Origin of the sequence: Aeromonas genomosp. paramedia (genome assembly GCF_023093515.1) — a bacterium.
Classification (GTDB): domain Bacteria; phylum Pseudomonadota; class Gammaproteobacteria; order Enterobacterales; family Aeromonadaceae; genus Aeromonas.
This window is the reverse complement of the sequence record NZ_JAAROG010000011.1, coordinates 70846-96527: the sequence shown is the minus strand read 5'-3', so window position 1 is coordinate 96527 and position 25682 is coordinate 70846. Positions and strand designations below refer to the sequence as shown.

Below are 25682 nucleotides of genomic sequence, written 5' to 3'. Positions count from 1 at the left end.
TGCTCATTTGCAGCTTCCTTGAAGAGGCTTAAAACGCCACACCGGCGCAGAGGATCAGGTTGGCGTAGGGAGTCACCTCGCCGCTGCGTACCACAGCCTTGCTCTGACGGGAGCGGGTCTTGAACGCCTCGTGCAGGCAATACTCGATGGCGATGGGCTTGCCCTGGGCCAGGGCATGCGCCTCCAGCTGATCCACCAGCGCCTGATGGGCATCTGGGCTGATCAGTTTTATTTCGCTCGCCATGATCACCTTCTCCACCACCAGATCGGTGAGCAGGGCGGTCAGCACGGTTGCAAGGCTGGGAGTGCCCGCCATCAGCGCCAGATCGATGCGCTCAGGCCCTGCCGGAATGGGCAGGCCCGCATCGCAGACGGTGATCTCGTCGGTGTGGCCCATCTGTGCCACCAGGGCACTCAGGGGAGCATTGAGCAGCTTGCCTCGTTTCATACAACACCTCGGCGGCATGGGGACCGCATGTGGATATTTATCTGGGCAACCGGTTACGCAACCGGTTGCGTCGTTGAGGCGAAAGATAGGCGCTAACCGTTAACGGGTCTAGGAACAGATGGCGAAAATGTGAAAACGATCTCAGTGATCCGGCCGTCGGAGGGAAAAACGGGTGCCAGAAGAGCACCCGTACCACGGGAAGAAAGGGTCAGAGGAGGAGGGCTTGCTGCACGGCGGGGCGCGCCAGCATGCGCCTGGTGTGGGCCGCCACCTTGGGAAACTCGTCGATGGCGACCCCGTCGCTCTCGAGCCAGCTGGCCACCACGAACAGGTAGATGTCGGCCAGGCTGAAACGCTCCCCCAGTACCCAGGGACCGGCCAGATAGTGGTGCTCTATCTCGGCAAATCCCTCGCGCATGTTCTGGGGCATCCTGGCCTTCATGGCGGCGATGGCGTGTTCGTCATCGGCCCAGCGGCTGCCGCGGCGGCCATGGGCATGGGAGACGTGCACCGTCGAGGCGAGGAAGCTGTGCACCTCCTGCATCCTGGCCAGCAGGAAGGGGTCGTCCAGGGGGGCGAGCCCGGCATCGGGGAAACGCTGGGCCACGTAGAGCAGCAGGGCCGGGGTTTCGGTCAGCACGCCGCGCTCCGTCACCAGGGCCGGCACCCGTCCCTTGGGGTTGATGGCAAGGTAGGCGGGGGTGCGTTGCTCCCCGGCGGCGAGATCGAGGCGCTTGATCTGGTGCGGGGCACCGGCTTCCACCAGGGCGATGCGCACCGCCATGGCACAGGTACCGGGGGCGAGATAGAGCGTCAGTTCGGACATTGCAGCTTTCCTTGTGTGGGTGATCCGGGATGAAGTGCGCGAGAGAGCGAGTCTGTCGAGTCTTGGCCATCCATCCTACGCCCATGGCGGGCCAGGGCCAAGCCAGGTAACGGAGGGGCTGGCAGAGGGCCGCACGACAGGACGGCTGTCAGTGAAATCAATGGCTTTCTGAACGGAAGATAACAGGAAAAACGACTACGCATGCCCGGTCAAACCGCTATAATGTGCCACCTTGGAACAGTCGCTTTTGAATGTTGGATAGTCAATTGAGTAATAGAATGCGGATCGGTGGAACCCTCGAACAGTCCCTCAGCCAGGGATACCGTCTGGACCTGCAAGGGGTGTTGAAGGAGGCCTGGCAACAGACCCGCCGCACCGGTTTCGGTCTGACGCTGGCCATCGCCGGAGTCATGGCAATCTGGATCCTGCTGAGCAACACCCTGCTGGCCCCCTATGTCAGCCAGGAAGGGGGTGACATGGACATGGCCCTGATATTGAGCCTGCTCATCACCGTCATCATGTCTCCCATGACCTCTTCCCTCGACATGCTGGGGTTGCAGCAGTCGGTGGGGGTGCGGGCCCGACCGAACCAGGTGTTCGACTTCTTCCGTCACTTCCTGCGTCTGGGCTCCCTGAGCCTGCTCGGCAGCCTCATCACCAGCCTGTTCGGCCCCCTGTTCGAGCTGCTCGGCCTGCCGGTGATGCTGGCCTTCATTCCCTCTGGCCTGGTGGGCATGGGGCTGCTGTTCACCGTGCCCCTGGTGCTGGAGCGCGGCCTGTCGCCGGCCCATGCCATCCTGGTCTCCCTCAAGTTGTTCGCCCGCGGCTGGCCCAGCATAGTGCTGCTGCATGGCGTCATGCTGGCGCTGTTTTTCCTGGCCATCATCCCCATGGGCATAGGCCTCATCTGGGTGGCCCCCCTCTATTTCAATCTCAAGGGGATCCTCTATCGGGATCTGTGCGGGGTCGCCGTGGAGGTGACCGAAGTGGCGGACAATGCCGCCACCGGGCAGGGGCCCGATCATTTCAACGCGTGATGCAAAAGGATGGCATATGAAGCTGGTTCGACATGGCATGGGGGCAAGTCTGCTGATACTACCGGCGCTGTGCGTGGCGGCGCCCTCGCTGGATCTGCAATACAGCACCTTCTACAGCCAGATGAAGACCTTTGCCAAGGGCGAGTTTGGTGATGCCAGGTTGGGGTTTTATCTGACCGATCCGCAAAATGGCCAGCGCTGCGGACTCGCCTCGGCCCGGGTTTCGACCCTGGACAGGGAGGTTGCCGCCGAGGTGACCATAGACAGCGAGCTGCGCCTGCCCTATGACGACGATCTCAATCTCGACAAGGCGACCGTGGTGGTGGAGCTGACCGAACCACACGCCGCCTGCGACATGTCGGTACAGGTGATGGCCGATGCGCCCCCGGTGTCGGATGGCCAGGGGTTCAGGGTGAGCGAGGTGGTGACACGCCAGCAGGAGATGCAGTCGCTGCTGGACAAGCTGGCCGGCATGGTCGGCAAGCACTTCCTGCCGGAGATGGCGGGGGTGCGGGTGACCCTGGTGCAGCCGAGCGGCACCGCCTACCTCATCGATGGTGCCCATCAGCAGCCTCTCTCCTGGCAGGGTGGCCAGCTGCTGCTTCGCAACGAGCAACTCGCCGACTTCGCGGCGGGCAGGTTGCAGCTTGAGGGGGAGATACTGCGACTGACCCCCTGGTTGCACAAGGGCTGAAGACGGCGGGTGCCGGAGAGGTAAAGAAAAGGAGCGCATGGCGCTCCTTTTTCGTGGTGGCTGGCAGGCGCTCAGCGCACCTCTATAACATCCAGCACGTCCATCTCGTCGATGTTGAGCAGGGGCGCGGTCGGCAGCTCGGGGGGATCGAATGCCTTGTCGCCGCCATCTATGATGCCGGAGTCGCGGTTGATGCTCTTGAAGTCAAACAGCTTGTGATCGAGCAGGTGGCTCGGGATCACGTCCTGAATGGCGGTGAACATGGTCTCTATCCGGCCGGGGAAGCGGCGATCCCAGTCCTGCATCATCTGCTTGATGGCCTTGCGCTGCAGGTTCTCTTGCGAGCCGCACAGGTTGCACGGGATGATGGGGAAGGCCTTGACCTCCGCATAGCGCACCAGATCCTTCTCCTTGCAGTAGGCCAGGGGACGGATCACCACGTTCTTGCCATCGTCGCTCACCAGCTTGGGGGGCATGGACTTGAGCTTGCCGCCGTAGAACATGTTGAGGAACAGGGTCTCGAGGATGTCATCCCTGTGATGGCCGAGGGCAATCTTGGTGCAGCCCAGCTCCTGGGCGGTGCGGTAGAGAATGCCGCGGCGCAGGCGGGAGCAAAGCGCACAGGTGGTCTTGCCTTCCGGCACCTTGTCCTTGACGATGGAGTAGGTGTCTTCCTCGACGATCTTGAAGTCGACGCCGAGGGCGGCCAGGTATTCCGGCAGCACGTGCTCGGGGAAGCCGGGTTGCTTCTGATCCAGGTTGACGGCCACGAGATCGAAATGGATGGGGGCGCTGGCCTTCAGGCTCATCAGGATGTCGAGCATGGCGAAGCTGTCCTTGCCGCCAGACAGGCACACCATGATCTTGTCACCCTCTTCAATCATGTTGAAGTCGGCGATGGCCTGACCCACGTTGCGCCGCAGGCGTTTCTGCAGCTTGTTGAAACTGTATTTCTCTTTGGCGTTAAGCTCTTCTAGCATGGCCTCAAACCCGGGACAAAAATAAGCGGCTTATTATAGCCATGTCCCGGGGGAGGGCAAGAAACGCTTATGCAGGATGACGTCTGTCATCTACCGGGCAGCTGTAATCATCGGGCTTGAGGATCAGGATGTCGCAGTTGAGCCGATCGACCACATGCTCTGCCGTGTTGCCGAGCAGGGCGGCGGAGAGACCGGTACGACCGACACACCCCATGATCATCAGGGTCGACTTGAGTTCGTCCGCCATGTCCGGCAGCACCTCCTCCGGCAATCCTTCCGCCACCTTGGTCCACATGTGGTTGATGCCAAACTGATCGGCATGCTCTCGCAGCAGATCCTCGTGATGCTTGCGGATGGCGTCGTTGTAGGCGTTGGGATCGAACTCCGGCAGCTCGATGGCCACATTCACCGGCGTGCCGGGATAGGTGTTGACCAGATAGAGGTTGGAGCCGAGCAGATCGGCGATGGCGACCCCTTCGCGGGTGATGCGCTCATTGAGGACTTTCTGCTCCAGATCGTCGCTCGAGCAGTTGATGGCGGCAATGATGTTGCCGCCCCGCTGCCAGTGACCCTCCTTGACCAGCAGGACGGGGCAGGGGCATTTGCGCAGCAGGTGCCAGTCGGTGGGGGTGAAGATGAAGGTTTGCAGGAAGGAGTGCTTGTGGGTCGCCTTGACCACCAGATCGTGGCGATGCTCCAGCACTTCCTGAATGACGCACTCGAAGGGACGGTTGTGCCACAGCACCTTGATCTCGCACTCCAGCCCCCTGGCACGATAGGGTTGCAGTATCTCGTCCAGCCACTCCCGGCGCTGGGCAATGACGCCGTGGCGCATCTCTTCCCGCTCATCTACGGACAGCATGGCGGTCATCTCGTACGAGAAGTCGTAAATCGTCAGGAGCAGGGTCAGCTGGGCGCCCTCGTCCAGCTCGGCGACCTTGACCGCGCGTTCGAGCGCGATCTGGCGCTCCTCTTCCGGGTTGATCACCACCAGAATGTTTCGGTACTTGACCATGTTCTCCTCCTTGGCAAAAACGCCAATGATGGCAACTCTTTAGCCATTACAGCTTAGCCCAAGGGGGGAGACGGGAAGGTGTGCCGGATCAAATTTCAGGGTGAACCGATCCGGCAACAGAGGGGAAAGGGGTGATCAGCCGCAGGCTGGGCGAGTGGCGCCGGCCATGACGCCGAGGGCCACGTGATCCAGCACTGTAATGTATTTGCCCTTGACGCTGATGAGGCCGGACTTCTGGAAACGACCGAGCAGGCGGCTGATGGTCTCGACGGTGAGGCCGAGATAGTTGCCTATGTCACCCCGTGTCATGGAGAGACGGAACTCCTTGGCGGAGAAGCCGCGCTCGGAGAAACGTACCGAGAGGTTGTGCAGGAAGGCGGCGAGGCGCTCTTCCGCGTTCTTCTTGGAGAGCAGCAGTATCATCTCCTGATCGCCCATGATCTCGTTGCTCATCAGGCGCATGATCTGCTGGCGGAGCTTGGGCATCTTGCCGGAGAGATCGTCGAGCACATCGAACGGGATCTCGCACACCATGGCAGTTTCCAGCGCCTGGGCGAAGGAGGGGTGTGCCTGCTTGTGGATGGCATCGAAACCGACCAGATCCCCTGCGAGGTGGAAGGCGGTGATCTGCTCGTCACCCTGTTCGGTGATGGTGTATGACTTGATGGTCCCGGAGCGGATGGCGTAGAGCGATTTCAGTTCATCGCCGGCCTTGAACAATTCCTCGCCCTTCTGGATCGGCTTTTTGCGCTCGATGATGCTGTCCAGCTGATCGAGCTCACTGTCGTTCAGGGTGAAGGGGATGCAGAGCTGACTGATGCTGCAATCCTGGCAATGAATTGCACAGCCACCGCTCTGAATACGTCTGCCAGGTTTCTTGTCCGGGATCATAGGCTCATATGAATAATTGATTTATATCAAACAAGTTTACCACCAACTCATCCGTTTTGGATAGGGTTTCAAAAGGATGCCAACCCGATCCAGAGGGTATGCAGGCCATAGGCAATGAGCAGCAAGGCACCGCCGAGGCGCAGGCTGCGCAGGGTCAGCCAATAGCGCAATCTGTCTGCCAGCCCCCCCAGGGCGAACAGGGTCGGCAGGGTCCCAAGACCAAAGCTCAGCATGATGAGTGCGCCGCCCCCGGCGGAGCCTGCCGCCGCGCTCCAGGTCAGCATGGAGTAGACCAGACCGCAGGGCAGCCAGCCCCACACCATGCCAAAGGGGAGGGCCTGCCAGGCTGACCTGAAGGGGATGAACTTGCCGGCCAGCGGCTTGATAAGAGGCCAGAACTTCGCACCGATGCGCTCGAGCAGCAGCACTCCCTGCCACCAGCCCGCCAGATAGAGGCCCAGGGCTATCATCAGCAGGGCCGCAACGAGGCGCAAGCCGGCGATGGCGTGCTTGCCAGCCCCGAGCTCGCTGGTAGTGGCCAGCAGCCCGCCCACCAGGGCGCCAGCCAGCACATAGCTCAGGATCCGCCCCAGGTTGTAGTTGAGCAGGTAGCCAAGGCGCCCCCAGAAGTGCTGCTTCCCGGCGGGGATGGCCATGGAGAGGGCGGCGGAGACGCCGCCGCACATGGCGATGCAGTGGCCTGAGCCCGCCAGTCCCACCAGCAGGGCTCCCATCAGATCAAGGCTGCTTGTCATCGCTCGGCTGATCCTTGCCCTTGGTGGCGGGTTGCTCCTCGTCAAACAGTATGTTGGAGCCCTGACGGTCGAGATCCTCGAACTGCTCCGAGCGAATGGCCCAGAAGAAGACGGCCCCCGCGATGATGACGAACAGGATGGCGATGGGGATCAGGACAAAAATGATGTTCATGGGAGCTACCTTGGCATTCATCCGTGGCAATCGACCCCCATGGTAACCCTGTTCGGGCAAGGGGCCAGCCGCTATCGGCGAGAAATGTGGCCTGCATCGGAGGCTGGCCACATTTTCAGCATTTTCCAGCGCAGGCTCATCGATTGAGGCGCATGGAGTTGGTGACGACGATGAGGGAGCTCAGCGACATGCCCGCCGCCGCCAGATAGGGGGGCAGCCAGCCGCTGGCCGCAAGCGGCAGCACCAGCAGGTTGTATCCGATGGACCAGGCGAAGTTCTCCTGGATGATCCTGCGGGTGCGCAGCGCCAGGGCGCGGGCGGCCAGCAGGCGGGAGAGATCGTCCGCCAGCAGTATGGCGTCGGCGCTGTTTTTCGCCAGATCCGTGCCGCCCGCCATGGCGAAGGAGGCATGGGCACCGGCCAGTACCGGGGCGTCGTTGATGCCATCCCCCACCATGATGCTGATCTCTCCCGCCGCTTCCCGGGCCTTGAGGTAGGCCAGCTTGCCATCGGGGGTAACCCCTTTCACCAGTTCATCGACTCCGAGCTCACGGGCCACGGCGTCGGCCTGAGGGGAGCTGTCGCCGGTGAGGATGGTGGTCTGCAGCCCGGCCGCCTTGAAGGCCTGGATCAGGGCACCGGCATCCGCACGCAGCGTGTCGGCCAGGGTGAAGCGGGCCAGGGGCCCTGTCTCGTCGGCCAGATAGATGGCCAGCCCCTGGGTCGCCTCCTGCTCATCAGCCAGCCCGAGCCAGCGGGCGCTGCCGATGCGGTAATGCTTGCCCGCTATCCTGCCCTGGATGCCGTGGCCGATGACGGGGGTCACCTCGCTGGCTGCCGGCAGCACGGCATCGTCTGCCCCCTTGCTGCGAAACGCGCGGGCTATGGGGTGTTCGGAGTAGGCTTCCAGGGCGCGGGCGATGGCCAGACAGTCCGTTTCAGCGATCCCGGCCAGGGGGTGAATGGCCACCAGGCTGATGTTGCCCGTGGTCAGGGTACCTGTCTTGTCCATCACGATGCGGTTGGCCCGGGTCAGTACGTCCAGCACATGGCCGCGGCGCAGCAGTATGCCGCTGCGGGTCAGGTGGGCGGTGGCCGAGGTGAGCGCCGTCGGTGTCGCCAGCGACAGGGCGCAGGGGCAGGTGGCCACCAGCACCGACAGGGTGACCCAGAAGGCCCGCTCCGGGGCATGGAAGTGCCAGAAGGTCCAGACCGCGGCGGCGATGAGCAGCAGCACCAGGATGAAATGGCGGGAGAGCACATCCGCCAGCTGGGCGATGGCTGGTTTGTCATCGAGCGCGCTGTCCTGCAGCCGCATGATCTGGGCGAGGCGCGACTCTTCGATGGGGTGGCTGACCCGGATCTCCAGCGGCGCATCCGTGCTGATGGTGCCGGCGAAGACGGGATCCCCCGCCTGCTTGAGCAGGGGCAGTTGCTCGCCGGTCAGCATGGCTTCGTTGAGGCTGGCCTGCCCCAGGGTGATGATGCCGTCTGCCGGCAGGGTTGCCCCGGCCAGCACCCGGACCCTGTCCCCCACCCGCAGCGTCTTGGCGGCCACCTCGTGTTCGCCATCTGCATCGATGCGGGTGGCCATGATGGGCACCAGGCGCGCCAGGTTGGAGCTGGACTCGGATGCCTTGCGCCTCGCTCTCAACTCGAGCAGGCGCCCCAGCAGCAGGAAGAAGACGAACATGGTGATGGAGTCGTAATAGACCTCACCCGTGTTGAAGACGGTGGCCCAGATGGAGGCGACGAAGGCGCCGATGAGGGCCAGCGACACCGAGACATCCATGGAGAGATGGCCCTGTTTCAGGCTGCGCCAGGCCCCTGCGTAAAATGGCTGGGCCGAGTAGATCATGATGGGGGTGGAGAGCAGCAGGCTTATCCACTTGAAGTAGATCATGAACTCCTCTTCCACGCTGATGAAGAGGTCCATGTAGAGCGCCACCGCGCACATCATCACCTGCATGGAGCCGAGGCCGGCCAGCGCCATGCGGAACATGTAGCTGCGCACCTCGCGGGCGTAGAGGGCCTCCTGGCTGTGGGTCTGGAACGGATAGGCGCGATAGCCAATCTTGGCGAATCCCTTGAGGATGTCGCTTAACGAGAGCCTGTCCGGATCCCACTTGATGCGGGCGCGGTGGGTGGTGGTGTTGACGTTGACATAGTGAAGACCCGCGAGCCCCATCAGGTGGCGCTCGATGAGCCAGGCGCAGGCGGCGCAGGTCAGCCCTTCCACGCTGAGCTGGATCCCCCGCAGGGTGCCGGTCTCGGTGACGAACTCCTGCTGCACTTCGGCCAGATCGTAGTGGGTGAGGGCCGCCAGCTCGCTGGGGACCAGCTCCCCCTTGATGCCGGGGGCGGTGCGGTGCTCGTAGTAACTGGCAAGGCCGCATTCGAGAATGGTCTGTGCCACGGCCTGGCAACCAGGACAGCACATGGGATGCACTATCCCCTTGATCTCCAGGGTAAAGTCACTGCCAGTGGGAACCGGTTCACCACAGTGAAAACAGCCGGTCATGGTCATTATCCCTCTTGGAAGCTGCCCGTGCGGGCGAGATAAGGGAGGACGCCGTCATGCCTGGATGAACGCTGCCGCTCATCCCGGGCTCAGCGTCCCCTGGGATCGAGTTCCACCGGGGCCTTGGTCGGCAGCTGCGCCGTCTCTTGCAGGCGCCACTCGTGGTTGAAGGCATCGACCCGGATGTGCCACTTGCCGCTGAGGGGCTTGTCCAGCATCAGGCGATAGACTCCCTTGCCATCGGCAGTGAGCAGATGATCGCTGTCCAGGCCGGCCAGGGTCGGGTGGAACAGGGAGAGGTGAAGCGCCTGACCGGCGGGGATCTCCCCCGACAGCGGCTTCAGGGTCAGCTCCTTGTCGCTGACCGAGAGCTCGACCCGGATGCCGAGGGCCTCGGCGCGATTGAACTTGCTGAGATCCTGATTAATCTCCTTGCCCTGCTTGTAATAGTCTTCCGCCACCAGGTTGACCCCATCCTTGCTGGCGATGATGGCGGTGGCGATGCTGCCTACCACGGCGGCACAGGGGAGGGCGATGATGAACCAGGGCCAGAATTGGCGATACCAGGGTTGAGTCATGGTGCTACCGAAACAAATGGTTAACGAAATGGAGGGATTCTAGCCAACACAAGATAACAAAAAGCCTCGAAGAGTCGAGGCTTTTTGCTGAGTAATCACGTGCTTATCACATGTTACTGCTTATTTTACTGCGCCTGGTGGGACAAACTGTAGACATAGGACGCCAGCAGGTGGACCTTGTCTTCTCCCAGGATATCCTTCCAGGCCGGCATCACGCCGTGACGCCCGTGGGTGATGGTCTGCTCGACCACCTGACGGGAGCCGCCGTACAACCAGGTGTTGTTGGTGAGATCCGGCGCGCCGAAGGCGATGCCGCCCTTGGCGTCCGGGCCGTGACAGGCGGCGCACATGGCGAAGCGCACCTCACCCTTCTTGGCTTCCACCAGATCCACCTTGCGGCCGGAGAGACTCAGCACGTAGGAGGCCACTTCCTTGACTCCGTCCTGACCCAGGATCTCGCCCCAGGCGGCCATGACCCCCTGGCGACCGCCCATGATGGTGGTCTTGATCTGGTCGGGCGCGCCGCCCCATTGCCATTCGCTGTCGGTCAGGTTCGGGAAACCGCGACCACCGCGGGCATCGGAGCCGTGGCACTGGGAGCAGTTCTGCAGGAACAGACGCTGACCCACTTTCAGGGCTTCCGGGTCCTTGGCGATCTCGGTGATCTCCTTGTAGCTCTTGCCATCGGCCTGGTAGGTCAGCTCGCGGAACTTGGCGCCATAGACCTCGTCGGCCTTGGCCAGTTCCCGATCGTACTCCACCGCGCGCCCTTCATCCTTGGCAGAGGCTGCCGCCGCCTTGGATTCTGCCAGGGAGCGAACGTCCTGGTTGGAGCTCTGCCAGCCCAGCAACCCCTTGAAGTTGCCCAGACCCGGGAAGGCGAGCAGGTAGATGAGACCGGTGACGATGAAGAAGAGGAACATATAGGACCACCACTTCGGCAGGGGGTTGTTGATCTCCTCTATGCCGTCGAAGGTGTGCCCCATGGGCTTGCCCTCTTCGGTCCCCATCTTGTCCCTCATGCACCACATCAGCAGCAGGAAGCAGCCGAGTATGGTGCCCAGACTTATGACGGTCACAAAAATGCTAAACAAAGTGCTCATTATTGCTTCGCTCCTGCGTTCTTGTTATCAGCACTGGGTTGCTCGTCATCGGCAAAGACCAGGTTGGCAGCCTCATCGAAGGAGGCCTTGCGGCGCTTGCTGTATGCCCAGACGATGATGCCGATCATGATGATCATCAGCAGCAGGGTGTACAGGCCGCGAAATGTGCCGTAATCCATATCCCGACTCCTTATTTCAGGGCATGACCCAGTGATTGCAGATAGGCCACCAGGGCATCCAGCTCGGTCTTGCCCTTGACTGCCTCGGCCGCACCTTCGATGTCGGCATCGGTATAGGGCACCCCGAAGTGATCCCGGAACAGCGCCAGCTTCTTGCCGGTCAGTTCACCGGTCAGGACGTTGGTTTCGAGCCAGGGGAAGGCGGGCATGTTGGATTCCGGCACCACGTCGCGCGGGTTGATGAGGTGGGCGCGATGCCAGTCGTCGGAGTAGCGGCCGCCGACCCGGGCCAGATCCGGGCCTGTACGCTTGGAGCCCCACAGGAAGGGGTGCTCCCACACGCTCTCACCGGCGACCGAGTAGTGGCCGTAACGCTCGGTCTCGGCGCGGAACGGGCGGATCATCTGGCTGTGGCAGACGGTGCAGCCTTCGCGGATGTAGATGTCGCGTCCTTCCATCTGCAGGGCGGTGTAGGCCTTGAGGCCCTCCACCGGCTCGTTGGTCTGCTTCTGGAAGAACAGCGGCGTGATCTCGACCAGGCCCCCCAGGCTGATGGCAAAGATGATGCCTATCACCAGCATGGGGACGCTCTTTTCAAATATTTCGTGACGGTTGTTGTTGCTCATGCTTTAAACCCCTTCAGATCAGGCTGGCTGTGCGACGGGTTCCAGGGAACCCTTGGGCGCAGTGACGGTGCGATAGGCGTTGTAAGCCATCAGCAGCATGCCGGTGACGAAGAAGCAGCCACCCAGGAAGCGCACGAAGTAGAAGGGATAGGAAGCTTGCAGCGCCTCCACGAAGCTGTAGGTCAGGGTGCCGTCATCGTTGACCGCACGCCACATCAGACCCTGCATCACCCCGGAAATCCACATGGAGACGATGTAGAGCACAGTGCCCACGGTCGCCAGCCAGAAGTGGACGTTGATCAGGCGGATGCTGTACATGCGGCCCTGATCGAACAGGTTCGGGATCAGGTGATACACGGCGCCGATAGAGACCATGGCAACCCAACCCAGGGCACCGGAGTGGACGTGACCTATGGTCCAGTCGGTGTAGTGGGAGAGGGCGTTGACCGTCTTGATGGCCATCATGGGGCCTTCGAAGGTGGACATGCCGTAGAACGACAGGGAGACGATCAGGAAGCGCAGTATGGGGTCATAGCGCAACTTGTGCCAGGCACCAGACAGGGTCATGATGCCGTTGATCATGCCGCCCCAGGAGGGGACGAACAGGATGAGGGACATCACCATGCCCAGGGACTGGGCCCAGTCGGGCAGGGCGGTGTAGTGCAGATGGTGCGGACCGGCCCAGATATAAAGGGAGATCAGCGCCCAGAAGTGCACTATGGAGAGGCGGTAGGAGTAGACCGGGCGCCCCGCCTGCTTGGGCACGAAGTAGTACATCATGCCGAGGAAGCCGGCGGTGAGCAGGAAGCCGACCGCGTTGTGGCCATACCACCACTGCACCATGGCATCCATGGCACCTGAGTACATGGAGTAGGACTTCATGCCCGAGAGCGGCACTTCCATGTTGTTGACGATGTGCAGCACCGCCACCGTGATGATGAAGGCCCCGAAGAACCAGTTCGCCACATAGATGTGGGAGGTGGTGCGCTTGACCAGGGTGCCGAAGAAGACGATGGCATAGCTCACCCAGACCACGGCGATGGCGATGTCGATGGGCCACTCCAGCTCGGCATACTCCTTGGAAGTGGTGTATCCCAGTGGCAGCGTGATGGCGGCGGCGAGGATGATCGCCTGCCAGCCCCAGAACACGAAGGAGGCGAGCGGGCCGCCAAACAGCCTGACCTGACAGGTACGCTGTACCACGTAGAAGGAGGTGGCCATCAGCGCGCTGCAGCCAAACGCGAAGATGACGGCGTTGGTGTGCAGGGGACGCAGGCGGCTGTAGGTCAGCCAGGGGGTATCAAAGTTGAGGGCAGGCCAGATCAACTGGGCTGCGATCAGTACACCAACCGACATACCGACAATTCCCCAGACAATCGTCATGACGGTGAACTGGCGCACAACGGTGTAGTTGTACTCAGGGTGGTTTGTTGTATGGCTCATCGTTGTATTCCGCTTCCGATGCTGTTGTTTGTTTTTCGCCCGGTAATCGGGGCCATTTTCACCCCTGATTTGCCAAATCCTCCCGTTAACATCTGTTAATAAAAGGAAAAGCAAAAGGTGGTTAAATGAAAATTCATTGAGAATGATACTGAACTGACCGGTAAAATAACAGTACAAACAGTGATATATTTGGCTCCAGCGGGTCCCGCGCTCCCTGGTTTTTTACCTTGCGCGAGATCACGAAAATCGCATTTTTAAAGTACCTTACAGGGCTGTTTTTTCATGAAAGAGAGACTCACTTCACGCAAAATCGTGCACTTGACCATGGTGCTGGCCATTTTACTCTCCCTGATGGCCTATCGGACCTGGTTTTCGGCATCGCCGGGCGGGGAGACGACGGGAACAAATGATCAGATTTGTGATCTGTCCCACAGCAGTTGTGCCCTTCTGGTCGGTGACAAGCCCCTGACGGCCAGCATAGATGGCTTGCCGATCCGCCCTGAACATGACTTTGTGTTGCGTCTTCAGGGGGGCTCCCCCGCCATCACCCCCATCAAGGCCTGGCTGGAGGGCAGGACCATGTTCATGGGGGTCATCCCGGTGCAGCTCGAGGCGAAGGAGGGGGGTTGGCAGGGGGCCGCTCAGGTAGGAAGTTGCACCACAGATGCCATGGAGTGGCTGCTCAATATCGAGTGGAGCAATGGCCAGCGCCAGCAACTGGCGCTGGGGGTTTCCCCCTGACAGCAGGCTGCCGTTTGCGGCCCAGGAGGGGGGAGAAGTGAAATTTGATTTGAATTTTTCAGGCAGGTCGGTACCTTGCATTCATTATCAAGGAGTGAAGTTCATTTAATCATGATTGAAAAACAAGCATTTTATCGCACCCTCAACCAACAGGCCCAGGCGCTGCTGGAGGGTGAACCCGACCTGATTGCCAACCTGGCGAACCTGTCTGCCCTGCTCAATCAGGAGCTGGCCGACATCAACTGGGTCGGTTTTTACCTGTTGCAAGGGGAGACCCTGGTGCTCGGCCCCTTCCAGGGCAAGCCGGCCTGCGTGCGCATTCCGGTGGGCCGCGGCGTCTGCGGTACGGCGGTGGCCGAGGGCAAGACCCAGCTGGTGGACGACGTACACCAGTTCACGGGTCACATCGCCTGCGACGGCGCCAGCAATTCGGAAATCGTGATTCCGCTGCGTCGCGGTGGTGAGATCATCGGGGTGCTGGACGTGGATAGTCCGATTTTTAACCGTTTCGACCAGGAGGACCGGATTGGCCTCGAAGAAACGGTGCAAATTTTGGAAAGCATGCTCTAAGTCATTGCTAGATGGTTCGCAAAAGGTCCCAAGCTCTCTATAATAGGGCCTTTGTTGTGTTCGGGCATGCCCGTGCGTCTATATGAAAGCCAAGGTTATACATGGAAAACACTGAAAAGCTGAAGAACAGTAAAGAGATCGTTGCCTACCTGGTCGAGAAATTCCCGGCCTGCTTCATCGCTGAAGGAGAGGCCAAGCCACTCAAGATTGGCATCTTCCAGGATCTGGCCGCGCGTCTTGCTGATGACGAGAGAGTCTCCAAGACCATGCTGCGCTCTGCTCTGCGTCAATACACCTCCAGCTGGCGTTACCTGCATGGCCTCAAGGCTGGCCAGGCCCGTGTCGATCTGGATGGCAACCCCGGTGAGCTGCTGACCGAAGAGCACATCGAACATGCCAAACAGGCCCTCAAGGAGAGCAAAGAGCGTGTCTTTGCCAGCCGCCGCACCAACACCAAGGAGAAGGAAGACAAGCCCAAGCAGCCGCGCCGCAACGCGCCGCGCAAGGCCGATGCTCCTCGCTCCGACAAGCCCAGGTCCGCCCCCAAGGCCGCGCCTGTAGCCGATGCTCCCCTGGTCAAAGTGGATGCCGCCACCCTGAAAGTGGATCAGGGCGTGCGCGTCGTGCTGGGCAAGTCTCCCGTGCCTGCGACCATCAAGGAAGTGACCAAGGATGACGTACAGGTTCAATTGCAGACCGGCATGATGTTGCGGGTCAAGTTCGAGCATCTGGTTCTCTAAGGAGACGAATGTTGAAGCATGGCGTGATTCGTTTTTCCCTCGTTGCCTGTAGCCTGGCGCTCGCCGGGCTCGCACAGGCCATCGAGCCGGTGCTCAAGGAAAGTGATTTGCCTGTGTTGGCTCAGGAGAGCCAACATGCTACGGCCAGCAAGCGAATTGCCAATCTGTTTACCCGCTCTCACTACAAACAGTTCAAGTTGGACGATGCCTTTTCCTCCGTGATATTTGACAAATATCTGGAGAATCTGGACTACAGCCGCAACCTGTTTCTGGCCTCTGACATCAGTCGTTTTGAAAAGTACCGTACCGGTTTTGACACCGACCTCGAGAGAGGGCGCCTGGCTCCGGCCTACGAGATGTTCAACCTGAGTCAGCAGCGGCGTTACGAGCGGTTCGAATACGCCCTCAAACTGCTCGACACTCCCCTGGATTTCACCCAGCCTGACAATTACATCTTCGATCGGGAAGGGGCTCCCTGGCCCAAAGACGAGGCCGAGCTCAACGAGCTGTGGCGTCAACGGGTCAAGTTCGATGCCCTGAGCCTCAAGCTCAGCGGCAAGGAGTGGCCCGAGATCAAGGAGCTGCTTGGCAAGCGTTACAACAACGCCATCAAGCGAATGTCCCAGACCGAGAGCGAGGATGTGTTCCAGCTCTTCATGAACTCCTTCGCCCGTGCCATCGAGCCCCACACCAGCTACCTCTCGCCGCGCAGCGCCGATCGCTTCAACACCGAGATGAACCTCTCGCTGGAGGGCATAGGTGCCGTGCTGCAGGCGGAAGATGACTTCACCGTCATCCGCTCCCTGGTGCCCGGCGGCCCGGCGGCCAAGTCCAACCACCTCAAACCCGATGACAAGATCACCGGGGTAGGGCAGGACGATGGCAAGATTGTCGATGTGATCGGCTGGCGTCTCGATGACGTGGTCGAACTCATCAAGGGACCCAAGGGCAGCAAGGTGAAGCTGGAGATCCAGCGCGGCAAGGGCGCGACCGCCAAGACCGAGCTGGTGGAGCTGACCCGCGACAAGGTGCGCCTGGAAGACAGGGCCGCCAAGTCCAAGGTGATCAACGCCGAAGGCAAGAAGATAGGGGTACTCGAGATCCCGAGCTTCTACGTCAATCTCCATGACGACGTCATCAAGGAGCTCTCCAGCCTCAACAAGCAGAAGATCGATGGTCTCATCGTCGACCTGCGCGGTAACGGCGGCGGTGCCCTGACGGAAGCCTCCGCCCTGAGCGGTCTCTTCTTCGCCAGTGGTCCCGTGGTGCAAATTCGTGATCACATGGGTCGTATCACCGTCAACGGTGACGATGACGGCAACGTCTACTACGGCGGTCCCATGTCGGTGATGATCGACCGCTACAGCGCCTCGGCCTCCGAGATCTTCGCCGCCGCCATGCAGGATTACGGCCGCGCCCTGATCCTCGGCGAGAACTCGTTCGGCAAGGGGACGGTGCAGCAGCATCGCAGCCTCGCCAAGGTCTACGACTTCTACGAGCAGCCGCTGGGTCACGTGCAGTACACCATCGCCAAGTTCTACCGGATTGATGGCGGCAGCACCCAGAACAAGGGGGTGGCGCCGGACATAGACTTCCCGACCGCCGTCTCGCCGGACGAGACCGGGGAGAGCCGGGAGTTCAACGCCCTGCCCTGGGACAAGATAGCTTCGGCCAGTTACGACAAGCTGGGGGACTTCTCCAGTCTGCTGCCCAGGTTGAAGTCGGCTCACGAGGCACGGATCGCCAAGGATCCTGAATTTGCCTACGTGATGCAGGACATCAAGGAGTATCAGGAGGACAAGGACAAGAAGTCGGTCTCCCTGAACGAAGCCGAGCGACTGGCGGATCAAGCCAAGCAGGACGAGAAGGCGCTGGCGCGAGCCAACGAGCGACTGACCCGCCTTGGCAAGCCGACGGTGAAGAGCCTGGATGAACTGCCTGCCGATTTCGAGGCCCCCGACGAGTATCAGATCGAAGCCGCGAACATCACGGCGGATCTGGCGAGACTCAGCAAGGGCTGAGTGTCCAGGGTGACATCCACATGAATGCAAGGGCGACTCAGGTCGCCCTCTCTTTTGGCTGAATGCAAACTATTTGACCCTGCGGGATCCTTGTGACAGCCTCTGACACGTTGATAACAATGCGTGGAAGCAGACAATAATGACCGATCACTCCCAGGCCATGACGGCCAAGTATCGCCAGGATTACCGGGCGCCCCTCTACTGGATCGACAGCCTCGATCTCGATTTTCAGCTGCAGGAGCCCCTGACCAGGGTGACCGCCATCTCCCGGCTGCGTCGCAGCGGCGAGCACAACGAGCCCCTGGTGCTGGACGGGGAAGGATTGGTCTTGCACAGCGTCAGCGTGGACGGCGTCCCCTTCACCCGGTTCGAGCAGGGGGAGAGCAGCCTGACCCTGTTCAACCTGCCCGCCGAGTGCGTGCTGACCATAGTCACGGATCTGGATCCGGCCGCCAACACGGCGCTGGAGGGGCTCTACAAGTCCGGCGATGCCTACTGCACCCAGTGTGAGGCGGAGGGCTTTCGCCGCATCACCTATTACCTGGACAGGCCCGACATCCTGGCCCGTTACAGCACCCGGATCACCGCAGACAAAGCGAAATACCCCTATCTGCTCTCCAACGGCAACAAGGTTGCAAGCGGCGAGCTGGATGGCGGTCGCCACTTCGTGCAGTGGCAGGATCCCTTCCCCAAGCCGAGCTACCTCTTTGCCCTGGTGGCCGGCGACTTCGACGTTGAGCGGGGTAGCTACACCACCCAAAGCGGCCGCAAGGTGGCCCTGGAGATCTTCGTCGACAAGGGCAACCTGGACAGAGCCGGTTTCGCCATGGAGAGCCTCATCAACGCCATGCGCTGGGACGAGCAGCGTTTCGGCCTCGAGTATGACCTCGACATCTACATGATTGTCGCGGTGGACTTCTTCAACATGGGCGCCATGGAGAACAAGGGGCTCAACATCTTCAACTCCAAGTTCGTGCTGGCCAACCCGGCCACCGCCACCGACGGCGACTACCACGGCATAGAGCGGGTCATCGCCCACGAATACTTCCACAACTGGACCGGCAACCGTGTCACCTGCCGCGACTGGTTCCAGCTCAGCCTCAAGGAGGGGCTGACGGTGTTCAGGGATCAGGAGTTCTCCTCGGATCTGGGCTCACGCGGCGTCAACCGCATCAACAACGTGCGTACCGTGCGCGGTCCGCAGTTTGCCGAAGATGCCGGCCCCATGGCTCACCCCATTCGCCCGGATGTGGTGATAGAGATGAACAACTTCTACACCCTGACCGTCTACGAGAAGGGCTCTGAAGTGATCCGCATGCTGCACACCCTGCTGGGGGAGGATAAGTTCCAGGCCGGCATGCGCCTCTACTTCGAGCGTCACGACGGCTCGGCCGCCACCTGCGATGACTTCGTGCAGGCGATGGAGGATGCCTCCGGGGTGGATCTCGGCCGCTTCCGCCGCTGGTACAGCCAGTCCGGCACCCCCGAGCTGACCGTGACCGACGACTACGATGCCGCCAGTGGCGTCTATCGCCTGCACGTGCGTCAGCACACGCCGCCGACTCAGGATCAGCCGCAAAAATTGCCGCTGCATATCCCCCTCGACATCGAACTCTATGACGAGCAGGGTGACGTCATTGCGCTGCAGTACCAGGGCAAGGCCATCGGCAACGTGCTCGACGTGCTGGAAGAAGAGCAGACCTTCCTGTTCGATCGGGTGCAGGTCAAGCCGGTGCCCTCCCTGCTGCGGGACTTCTCCGCCCCGGTCAAGCTGCACTATGACTACAGCGACGAGGCCCTGGCCTTCCTGATGCGCCATGCCCGCAACGAGTTTGCCCGCTGGGATGCGGCCCAGATGCTGATCAACAAGGCGGTCATCGACGGGGTGGCACGGGTGCAGCAAGGGCAGGGGGTTGTGCTCTCCCCAACCCTGCTGGCGGCCTTCGTCGCCATTCTGGACGAGGCCGAGCTGGACTCGGCCCTCAAGGCGGAGATCCTGGCGCTGCCCGGTGAGGCGACCCTGGCCGAGCTGTTCGAGGTGGCCGATATCGATGCCATCCATCGGGTACGGGATGCCATCCATGGCCAGCTCGCCGAGGCCTTCGGCGCGCGTCTGGCGGCTACCTATGAGAGCCTGCGCCTGACGGGGTACAGGGTGATCCATGCCGACACCGCCAAGCGCGTCCTCAAGGGGGTGGTGCTCGGCTATCTGGCGGCGCTGGATGCGGAGCAGGCCGATGCACTGGTGCGCGAGCAGTATGCCACCGCCGACAACATGACCGACACCCTGGCGGCGCTGCAGGTGGCCAACGGCTATCTGCTGCCATGCCGCGCCGCACTGCTGGCCGATTTTGAGGGCAAGTGGGCCCATGACGGCCTGGTGCTGGACAACTGGCTGCGCCTGGTGGGCTGCAAGCCTGCCGCCGACGTGCTGGATGAGGTGAAACAGGCGATGAGCCACCCCACCTTCAGCATCCGCAACCCAAACCGGCTGCGGGCGCTCATCGGCAGCTTCGCCATGAACAACCAGGTGCAGTTCCACGCGGTGGATGGCAGCGGCTATCGCTTCCTGACCGATCTCTTGATCGCTCTCAACGAGGTCAATCCCCAGGTGGCGTCCCGCCTCATCACCCCGCTCATCCAGTTCAAGCGACTGGATGAGGGGCGCAAGGCGCTCGTCCGGGCCGAGCTGACCCGTCTGGCCAACCTCGAGGGGCTGGCGCGGGATCTGTTCGAGAAGGTAAGCAAGGCACTGGCGCAATAAGGGTGCCGGTCACGGGCAGGGGAGCCAGGCTCTCCTGCCCGTTTTTCATCAAGAGGAGGGGGAATGAGGCAGTACACCTTTCGGCTGGCCCTCAGCCGTGACGAGATCATGCTGATGTACCAGGGCCAGGCCAGACGCCTGGTGGTGCGCACCGAGCAGGGGTTGACCATAGAGCTGGGCCTGGAAAAGATCCGCTCCTTCGTCAGCGTCAACGGGGTGCACGGTCACTTTCGGCTGGTCACCCAGGAAGATCACCGCTTTGTTCGCCTGGAGAGGCTCGCCTGAGGCGAGTCGAAGGGAGCGGCGCCCTTCTCGGCTCATCCCGGTGGCCTCTGCCTCGAAAGGGTCGCTTGCCGTAGTCGAACCGCTCGTGTAAGCCTCCTGTAGAGGGGAATACGCCTGCTTGCGACGCCAAATACAGGACGATGAGCGCTCCGTCAGCCCAAAACGCATAAATTAACAAAACATGAACAATATTCCGGGTAAATATCTGCTTTAAGTCACTATCTATCCGGTAAATTGCCTTACAACCAGTGCGATTTTCTAAATTTTAGCGACTTGGCAAAATTTATCACAACCCAAGCCGTGATCTGCCCCTTGTTTTTAACATCCCGTTATCACCTTTGCTCGCCTTCCGCGATCCAAGTCATTACACTTCGCAGCAACTCTGTACCGGCGCGCATCCTGGGTGGATGTCGCCGTGTCTGTGATGTCGTCCGATAAGGAAACTAGCAATGGCATTGAAAGACGCCCCTACCTCAGTTCTGCTCGAAAACGTTCTCAGCCTGATCCATCAGAAATTGCCCAAGAACAGTGCCTCCCTGGTCGAGTGCTTCGTCGCCAAGTTCTACGGCAACATGGCGAGCACCGACCTGCACGATCGCAATGACAGCGATCTCTACGGGGCGGCGCTCAGCCTGTGGAATGCGCTCAACCAGCGCACCAGCACAGAGCCCTATATCCGGGTCTACAACCCCGAGCTGACCCGCCACGGATGGCAGTCTCCCCATACCATCGTCGAGATCATCCTGCAGGACTCTCCCTTCCTGGTGGACTCCATCCGCATGGCGCTCAAGCGCCGGGGTATCACGGCCCACATGATGCTGCACCAGCCGCTGCACCTCATTCGCGGCGGCGATGGCAAGATAGGCGCCATCCTGGATCTCGACAACACGGCCTCCCAGACCTCGGTCGAGACCGCCTTCCTCATCGAGATCGATCATCTGACGGATGAGGAACAGATGGATGCCCTGACCGCCGAGCTCAACTCGGTGGCGAGGGAAGTGGCCCTGGCGGTCGGGGACTGGCAGCCCATGCTGGGTCGCCTCAACGAGATCATCGAGGAGCTGCCCAAGCGCAAGAACCCGGTCAGTCAGGCAGACGTCGACTCCTGTGTCGCCTTCCTGAAATGGGTCGCCGCCCACAACTTCACCCTGATGGGCTATCGCCGTTATGACGTCAAGGCGGTGGAGGGGGATCACGAGATCCTGCCGCTGCCGGACTCCAGCCTGGGGCTGATGAAGAACTCCATCAAGGACGAGGGGCAGCGCCTTGGCAACATGCCCGCCAGCGCCCGTCACGCCGCCCTGAGCTCCGATTTGCTGATCCTCACCAAGTCCAACAGCAAGTCCCGGGTACACCGCCCGGCCTATGTGGACTACATCGGCATCAAGCGCTTCGACGAACACGGCAAGGTGGTGGGGGAAGATCGCTTCATCGGTCTCTACGCCTCCTCTATCTACAACACCAGCGCCACCCAGATCCCCCTCATCAGCCACCGCCTCGAGCGCATCATGGCCGCCTCCGGTCACGAGAAGGGCTCCCACGCCTACAAGGCGCTGCTCAACGTGCTGGAGACCTATCCCCGCGACGAGCTGATCCAGGCCCGGGAAGAGGAGCTGCTGGCCACCGGTCTTGGGGTGCTGGAGATGCAGGAGCGCGACATGCTGCGCCTGTTCGTGCGCCGGGATGTCTACGGCCGCTTCTTCTCCTGCATGGTCTATGTCACCAAGGAGCGCTACAACACGGCGCTGCGGATCAAGACCCAGCAGATCTTGCAGAAGTATTTTGGCAGCAGCGAAGAGGTGGAGTTCAACGTCTACTTCACCGAAGGCGTGCTGGCTCGGACCCACTACATAGTGCGGGTCAACAACAACAACGTGGATGTAGATGTGAACGAAGTACAGAACAACCTGATTGAAGCGGCCCGCAGCTGGGATGACCGCCTGGATTCCGTGCTGCTCTCCCATTATGGGGAGGCCCGTGGCAACGAACTGCGCCGCCGTTTCAGCACCGCCTTCCCCCGCGCCTACAAGGAAGACGTGCTGCCGGGCTCTGCCGTGGCCGACATCATGGCCCTCGATGGCCTGAGTGAAGCCGAACCCCTCGGCATGCTGTTCTACCGCGCCCAGGAAGAAGAGAACGATCGCCGGGTGCGCCTCAAGCTGTTCCACCGCACCGAGCCCATCCACCTCTCGGACGTCTTGCCCATGCTGGAAAACATGGGGCTGCGCGTCATCGGTGAGACGCCCTATCAGGTACGGACCCCGAGCGGCGAGATCTTCTGGATCCTCGACTTCTCCATGCTGCTGCGCGGCGATCAGCCATTCGATCTGGCCCAGAGCCAGCAGCGCTTCCAGCAGGCCTTCGCCGCCATCTGGAACAAGACCCTGGAAGATGATGGCTTCAACCGTCTGGTGCTGGGGGCCGGCCTCACCGGTCGTCAGGTCTCTGTGCTGCGCGCCTATGCGAAATACATGCGCCAGACCGGCGTCTCCTTCAGCCAGTCCTATATCGAGGAGACGCTGACCCGTTACCCCGACATCGCAGAGCTGCTGTTCACCCTGTTCGAGCAGCGCCTCAATCCCGCCATCAAGCAGGATGCCAAGGTACAGGCCAAGCTGCACGAGCAGCTCGCCGCCAAGCTGGATCAGGTGGCCAACCTGGATGACGATCGCATCATCCGCCGCTACATGGAGATGATCGACGCCACCCTGCGCACCAACTACTACCAGCCGGATCAGGAGGGTCAGGCCAAGCCCTACATCTCCTTCAAGCTGGCCCCCTCCAGCATCACCGACATGCCGCTGCCGCTGCCGAAATTCGAGATCTTCGTCTACTCGCCGCGGGTGGAAGGGGTGCATCTGCGCTGGGGCAAGGTGGCCCGTGGCGGCCTGCGCTGGTCCGATCGCAAGGAGGACTTCCGCACCGAGGTGTTGGGTCTGGTCAAGGCGCAGCAGGTGAAGAACACCGTCATAGTGCCGGTCGGCGCCAAGGGCGGCTTCTATTGCAAGCAGATGCCGGCGGGGGCGCCCCGTGCCGTCATCCAGGAAGAGGGCAAGGCCTGCTATCGCCTGTTCATTCGCGGCCTGCTCGATGTCACCGACAACATCATCAAGGGGGAGGTGATCCCGCCCAAATCCGTGGTGCGTCACGACGAGGATGACTACTACCTGGTCGTGGCCGCCGACAAGGGCACCGCCACCTTCTCCGACATCGCCAACGAGATAAGCCAGGAATACGGCCACTGGCTGGGCGATGCCTTCGCCTCAGGCGGCTCGGTCGGTTATGACCACAAGAAGATGGGCATCACGGCGCGCGGCGCCTGGGAATCGGTCAAGCGTCACTTCCGCGAGATCGGCGTCAACTGCCAGACCACCGACTTCACCTGCGTGGGGATAGGTGACATGGCCGGCGACGTGTTCGGCAACGGCATGCTGCTCTCCGAGCACACCCAGCTGGTGGGCGCCTTCAACCACATGCACATCTTCATCGACCCGACTCCCGATGCGGCCAAAAGCTTCGTCGAGCGCAAGCGCCTGTTCGAGCTGCCGGGTTCGAGCTGGGATGACTACAACCGGGAGCTCATCTCGGCAGGGGGCGGCATCTTCCTGCGCTCCGCCAAGTCCATCAAGCTGAGCCCGCAAATTCAGACCCTGCTCGGCACCGACAAGGCCAGCATGGCCCCGAACGAGCTGATCAAGGCGCTGCTCTGCCTCAATGTCGACCTGCTCTGGAACGGCGGCATCGGCACCTATGTGAAGAGCGCCCGCGAGAGCGACGCCGACGTGGGGGATCGCAGCAACGACGTGCTGCGGGTCAATGGCCGTGACTTGCGTGCCCGTATCGTGGGCGAGGGCGGCAACCTCGGCTTCACCCAGCTTGGCCGGGTGGAGTACGCCAGCCAGGGCGGTCACATCAACACCGACTTCACCGACAACGTGGGCGGGGTGGATTGCTCCGACAACGAGGTCAACATCAAGATACTGCTGAACCAGCTGGTGGCCGCAGGAGACATGACCCTCAAGCAGCGCAACCAGATGCTGTGCGAGATGACCGACGACGTGGCCCAGATCGTCATCACCAACGCCTATCGCCAGTCCCAGTCCATCTCGGTCACCGCCTTCCGTGGTGCCGAGCAGTTGAAAGAGCAGCAACGCTTCATCCAGGGGCTGGAGCGCGAAGGCAAGCTTGACCGTGCGCTGGAGTTCCTGCCCTCCGACGAGGAGCTCTCCGAGCGGATGGCGGCAGGGCAGGGGCTGACCCGTCCCGAGCTGGCGGTGCTGGTGGCCTACGGCAAGATGGTACTGAAAGAGCAGCTCAACTGCCCGGAAGTGACCGAGGAGCCCTTCCTCGCCAACATGCTGGTCACCAGCTTCCCGGCCCAGTTGCAGCAGCAGTTCGGTGCCGAGCTGGCTCAGCACCCGCTGCGGGGCGAGATCATCGCGACCCGGGTGGCCAACATACTGGTCAACGACATGGGGCTCAACTTCGCCAGCCGGATGAAGGACGAGACCGGTGCCTCGGTGGCCGAAGTGGCTTGCTGCTTCGCCATGGCCCGGGAGGTGTTCGGTCTGGGTACCCTGTGGCGCGACATCGAAGGCTGTGACAACCTGGTGGACGCCAACACCCAGCTCGAGCTGATGTTCTACAGCCGCCGCATCGTGCGCCGGGCCACTCGCTGGTTCCTGCGTGCCCGCAACCGCAGCTGGAGCATCGGCGAGAACATCGCCTTCTTCCGCCCGGCCTTCGAGACCCTGGGGGAGCACCTCTACGAGGTGATGGACGAGAGCGAAGTGGCCGAGCATCGCCAGGCCGTCGCCGCCCTGGTGGCCAAACAGGTACCGGAAGCCATCGCCCGTCGGGTGGCCCACATGAGCAGCCTGTTCTCCAGCCTGGATCTGGCGCAGATTGCCGCGGAGCACAAGACCGACATCCTGCGCGCCGCCAACGTTTACTATCGCCTCGGCGCCAAGCTGGATCTGCACTGGTTCCTCGAGCAGATCAACCATCAGCCGGTGGGCAACCACTGGCAGGCGATGGCGCGGGCCTCCTTCCGCGAGGATCTGGACTGGCAGCAACGCAGCCTCACCTCAGTGGTACTGGAAGGGTGCAAAGAGCAGGGAGAATGCGCTACCATACTGGCCGACTGGATTTCGGAGCATGAGCAACTCTTGTCCCGTTGGACCCATATGTTGGCCGACTTCAAGACCACCAGCACCCACGAGTTCGCCAAGTTCTCGGTGGCCTTGCGAGAGTTGAACCTGCTCCAGTTGAATTGCCGAACCTCGGCATAACC

22 protein-coding genes are annotated in these 25682 nt (G+C 61.5%); 9 read left to right on the top strand and 13 right to left on the bottom strand.

The genetic code is table 11. The features are described from left to right. Positions 1 to 28: 28 nt before the first annotated feature. Positions 29 to 448, bottom strand: coding sequence for a D-ribose pyranase (rbsD, locus tag HB860_RS06960; protein ID WP_139434432.1), 420 nt, complete (start codon positions 446 to 448; stop codon positions 29 to 31). A gap of 208 nt (positions 449 to 656) precedes the next feature. Continuing rightward, positions 657 to 1274 (bottom strand): glutathione S-transferase family protein, encoded by a 618-nt coding sequence (locus tag HB860_RS06955; protein WP_025327021.1) that lies wholly within the window; start codon positions 1272 to 1274, stop codon positions 657 to 659. A gap of 278 nt (positions 1275 to 1552) precedes the next feature. Between HB860_RS06955 and HB860_RS06950 the strand changes: the two genes are divergently transcribed. Both HB860_RS06950 and HB860_RS06945 read left to right on the top strand, forming a co-directional pair. Next, on the top strand, positions 1553 to 2311 hold the full coding sequence (locus HB860_RS06950; protein WP_247626164.1) for a hypothetical protein: 759 nt from the start codon (positions 1553 to 1555) through the stop codon (positions 2309 to 2311). A 16-nt stretch (positions 2312 to 2327) separates the two neighbouring features. Continuing rightward, positions 2328 to 3005, top strand: coding sequence for a DUF2987 domain-containing protein (locus HB860_RS06945; protein WP_247626163.1), 678 nt, complete (start codon positions 2328 to 2330; stop codon positions 3003 to 3005). 71 nt (positions 3006 to 3076) lie between these two features. On the opposite strand, the gene ttcA is transcribed toward HB860_RS06945, so the two are convergent. From ttcA to ccoN, 11 genes are all read right to left on the bottom strand, one after another. Then, positions 3077 to 3985, bottom strand: coding sequence for a tRNA 2-thiocytidine(32) synthetase TtcA (ttcA, locus tag HB860_RS06940; RefSeq protein WP_025327018.1), 909 nt, complete (start codon positions 3983 to 3985; stop codon positions 3077 to 3079). A 67-nt stretch (positions 3986 to 4052) separates the two neighbouring features. Next, positions 4053 to 5000 (bottom strand): universal stress protein UspE, encoded by a 948-nt coding sequence (gene uspE / locus HB860_RS06935; RefSeq protein ID WP_025327017.1) that lies wholly within the window; start codon positions 4998 to 5000, stop codon positions 4053 to 4055. Between the two features lie 135 nt (positions 5001 to 5135). Beyond that, positions 5136 to 5891 (bottom strand): FNR family transcription factor, encoded by a 756-nt coding sequence (locus tag HB860_RS06930; RefSeq protein ID WP_025327016.1) that lies wholly within the window; start codon positions 5889 to 5891, stop codon positions 5136 to 5138. A 68-nt stretch (positions 5892 to 5959) separates the two neighbouring features. Then, positions 5960 to 6646: a sulfite exporter TauE/SafE family protein gene (locus HB860_RS06925; protein ID WP_247626162.1), complete on the bottom strand. Its 687-nt coding sequence runs from the start codon at positions 6644 to 6646 to the stop codon at positions 5960 to 5962. Continuing rightward, the gene (ccoS, locus tag HB860_RS06920; protein ID WP_111910629.1) at positions 6630 to 6818 is read right to left on the bottom strand and encodes a cbb3-type cytochrome oxidase assembly protein CcoS; all 189 of its coding nucleotides are present in this window, start codon (positions 6816 to 6818) and stop codon (positions 6630 to 6632) included. The genes HB860_RS06925 and ccoS overlap by 17 nt, the downstream gene beginning before the upstream one ends. Positions 6819 to 6954: 136 nt before the next feature. After that, on the bottom strand, positions 6955 to 9339 hold the full coding sequence (locus HB860_RS06915) for a heavy metal translocating P-type ATPase (protein ID WP_247626161.1): 2385 nt from the start codon (positions 9337 to 9339) through the stop codon (positions 6955 to 6957). 89 nt (positions 9340 to 9428) lie between these two features. Further along, positions 9429 to 9917, bottom strand: a complete 489-nt coding sequence (locus HB860_RS06910; RefSeq protein WP_247626160.1) for a FixH family protein — start codon at positions 9915 to 9917, stop codon at positions 9429 to 9431. Between the two features lie 125 nt (positions 9918 to 10042). Beyond that, positions 10043 to 11020 (bottom strand): cytochrome-c oxidase, cbb3-type subunit III, encoded by a 978-nt coding sequence (gene ccoP, locus HB860_RS06905; RefSeq protein WP_247626159.1) that lies wholly within the window; start codon positions 11018 to 11020, stop codon positions 10043 to 10045. Then, positions 11020 to 11199, bottom strand: a complete 180-nt coding sequence (locus HB860_RS06900) for a cbb3-type cytochrome oxidase subunit 3 (protein WP_005329633.1) — start codon at positions 11197 to 11199, stop codon at positions 11020 to 11022. Before HB860_RS06900 ends, ccoP begins: the two co-directional genes overlap by 1 nt. Before the next feature lie 11 nt (positions 11200 to 11210). Continuing rightward, the gene (gene ccoO / locus HB860_RS06895) at positions 11211 to 11825 is read right to left on the bottom strand and encodes a cytochrome-c oxidase, cbb3-type subunit II (RefSeq protein ID WP_106886750.1); all 615 of its coding nucleotides are present in this window, start codon (positions 11823 to 11825) and stop codon (positions 11211 to 11213) included. Between the two features lie 18 nt (positions 11826 to 11843). Continuing rightward, the gene (gene ccoN / locus HB860_RS06890) at positions 11844 to 13268 is read right to left on the bottom strand and encodes a cytochrome-c oxidase, cbb3-type subunit I (RefSeq protein WP_106886751.1); all 1425 of its coding nucleotides are present in this window, start codon (positions 13266 to 13268) and stop codon (positions 11844 to 11846) included. A gap of 282 nt (positions 13269 to 13550) precedes the next feature. Here ccoN and HB860_RS06885 point away from each other — a divergent pair, with 282 nt between their 5' ends. The 7 genes from HB860_RS06885 (at position 13551) to HB860_RS06855 (ending at position 25680) form a co-directional block, all read left to right on the top strand. Further along, positions 13551 to 14009: a hypothetical protein gene (locus tag HB860_RS06885; RefSeq protein ID WP_247626158.1), complete on the top strand. Its 459-nt coding sequence runs from the start codon at positions 13551 to 13553 to the stop codon at positions 14007 to 14009. Between the two features lie 111 nt (positions 14010 to 14120). Then, the gene (locus tag HB860_RS06880; RefSeq protein ID WP_005329612.1) at positions 14121 to 14579 is read left to right on the top strand and encodes a GAF domain-containing protein; all 459 of its coding nucleotides are present in this window, start codon (positions 14121 to 14123) and stop codon (positions 14577 to 14579) included. 101 nt (positions 14580 to 14680) lie between these two features. After that, positions 14681 to 15319, top strand: coding sequence for an RNA chaperone ProQ (gene proQ / locus HB860_RS06875; RefSeq protein ID WP_139434456.1), 639 nt, complete (start codon positions 14681 to 14683; stop codon positions 15317 to 15319). Between the two features lie 8 nt (positions 15320 to 15327). After that, a complete protein-coding gene (gene prc / locus HB860_RS06870) occupies positions 15328 to 17340 on the top strand; it encodes a carboxy terminal-processing peptidase (protein WP_139434458.1) in 2013 nt (670 codons plus the stop codon). A gap of 139 nt (positions 17341 to 17479) precedes the next feature. Further along, on the top strand, positions 17480 to 20104 hold the full coding sequence (gene pepN, locus HB860_RS06865; RefSeq protein ID WP_247626157.1) for an aminopeptidase N: 2625 nt from the start codon (positions 17480 to 17482) through the stop codon (positions 20102 to 20104). 63 nt (positions 20105 to 20167) lie between these two features. After that, a complete protein-coding gene (locus HB860_RS06860) occupies positions 20168 to 20389 on the top strand; it encodes a DUF2835 family protein (protein WP_139434462.1) in 222 nt (73 codons plus the stop codon). Positions 20390 to 20838: 449 nt separating this feature from the next. Further along, on the top strand, positions 20839 to 25680 hold the full coding sequence (locus HB860_RS06855; RefSeq protein ID WP_247626156.1) for an NAD-glutamate dehydrogenase: 4842 nt from the start codon (positions 20839 to 20841) through the stop codon (positions 25678 to 25680). Positions 25681 to 25682: the final 2 nt, after the last annotated feature.

Excerpts from the sequence above, each read along its gene's own strand:
- HB860_RS06885 (WP_247626158.1), top strand. The coding sequence starts at position 13,551 with ATGAAAGAGAGACTCACTTCACGCAAAATCGTGCACTTGACCATGGTG.
- HB860_RS06855 (WP_247626156.1), top strand. The coding sequence starts at position 20,839 with ATGGCATTGAAAGACGCCCCTACCTCAGTTCTGCTCGAAAACGTTCTC.
- pepN (WP_247626157.1), top strand. The coding sequence starts at position 17,480 with ATGACCGATCACTCCCAGGCCATGACGGCCAAGTATCGCCAGGATTAC.
- HB860_RS06900 (WP_005329633.1), bottom strand. The coding sequence starts at position 11,199 with ATGGATTACGGCACATTTCGCGGCCTGTACACCCTGCTGCTGATGATC.
- HB860_RS06950 (WP_247626164.1), top strand. The coding sequence starts at position 1,553 with ATGCGGATCGGTGGAACCCTCGAACAGTCCCTCAGCCAGGGATACCGT.
- HB860_RS06925 (WP_247626162.1), bottom strand. The coding sequence starts at position 6,646 with ATGACAAGCAGCCTTGATCTGATGGGAGCCCTGCTGGTGGGACTGGCG.
- HB860_RS06910 (WP_247626160.1), bottom strand. The coding sequence starts at position 9,917 with ATGACTCAACCCTGGTATCGCCAATTCTGGCCCTGGTTCATCATCGCC.
- ccoP (WP_247626159.1), bottom strand. The coding sequence starts at position 11,020 with ATGAGCACTTTGTTTAGCATTTTTGTGACCGTCATAAGTCTGGGCACC.
- ccoN (WP_106886751.1), bottom strand. The coding sequence starts at position 13,268 with ATGAGCCATACAACAAACCACCCTGAGTACAACTACACCGTTGTGCGC.
- prc (WP_139434458.1), top strand. The coding sequence starts at position 15,328 with ATGTTGAAGCATGGCGTGATTCGTTTTTCCCTCGTTGCCTGTAGCCTG.
- HB860_RS06880 (WP_005329612.1), top strand. The coding sequence starts at position 14,121 with ATGATTGAAAAACAAGCATTTTATCGCACCCTCAACCAACAGGCCCAG.
- HB860_RS06945 (WP_247626163.1), top strand. The coding sequence starts at position 2,328 with ATGAAGCTGGTTCGACATGGCATGGGGGCAAGTCTGCTGATACTACCG.
- HB860_RS06915 (WP_247626161.1), bottom strand. The coding sequence starts at position 9,339 with ATGACCGGCTGTTTTCACTGTGGTGAACCGGTTCCCACTGGCAGTGAC.
- uspE (WP_025327017.1), bottom strand. The coding sequence starts at position 5,000 with ATGGTCAAGTACCGAAACATTCTGGTGGTGATCAACCCGGAAGAGGAG.
- HB860_RS06860 (WP_139434462.1), top strand. The coding sequence starts at position 20,168 with ATGAGGCAGTACACCTTTCGGCTGGCCCTCAGCCGTGACGAGATCATG.
- HB860_RS06930 (WP_025327016.1), bottom strand. The coding sequence starts at position 5,891 with ATGATCCCGGACAAGAAACCTGGCAGACGTATTCAGAGCGGTGGCTGT.
- ttcA (WP_025327018.1), bottom strand. The coding sequence starts at position 3,985 with ATGCTAGAAGAGCTTAACGCCAAAGAGAAATACAGTTTCAACAAGCTG.
- ccoS (WP_111910629.1), bottom strand. The coding sequence starts at position 6,818 with ATGAACATCATTTTTGTCCTGATCCCCATCGCCATCCTGTTCGTCATC.
- HB860_RS06955 (WP_025327021.1), bottom strand. The coding sequence starts at position 1,274 with ATGTCCGAACTGACGCTCTATCTCGCCCCCGGTACCTGTGCCATGGCG.
- ccoO (WP_106886750.1), bottom strand. The coding sequence starts at position 11,825 with ATGAGCAACAACAACCGTCACGAAATATTTGAAAAGAGCGTCCCCATG.
- proQ (WP_139434456.1), top strand. The coding sequence starts at position 14,681 with ATGGAAAACACTGAAAAGCTGAAGAACAGTAAAGAGATCGTTGCCTAC.
- rbsD (WP_139434432.1), bottom strand. The coding sequence starts at position 448 with ATGAAACGAGGCAAGCTGCTCAATGCTCCCCTGAGTGCCCTGGTGGCA.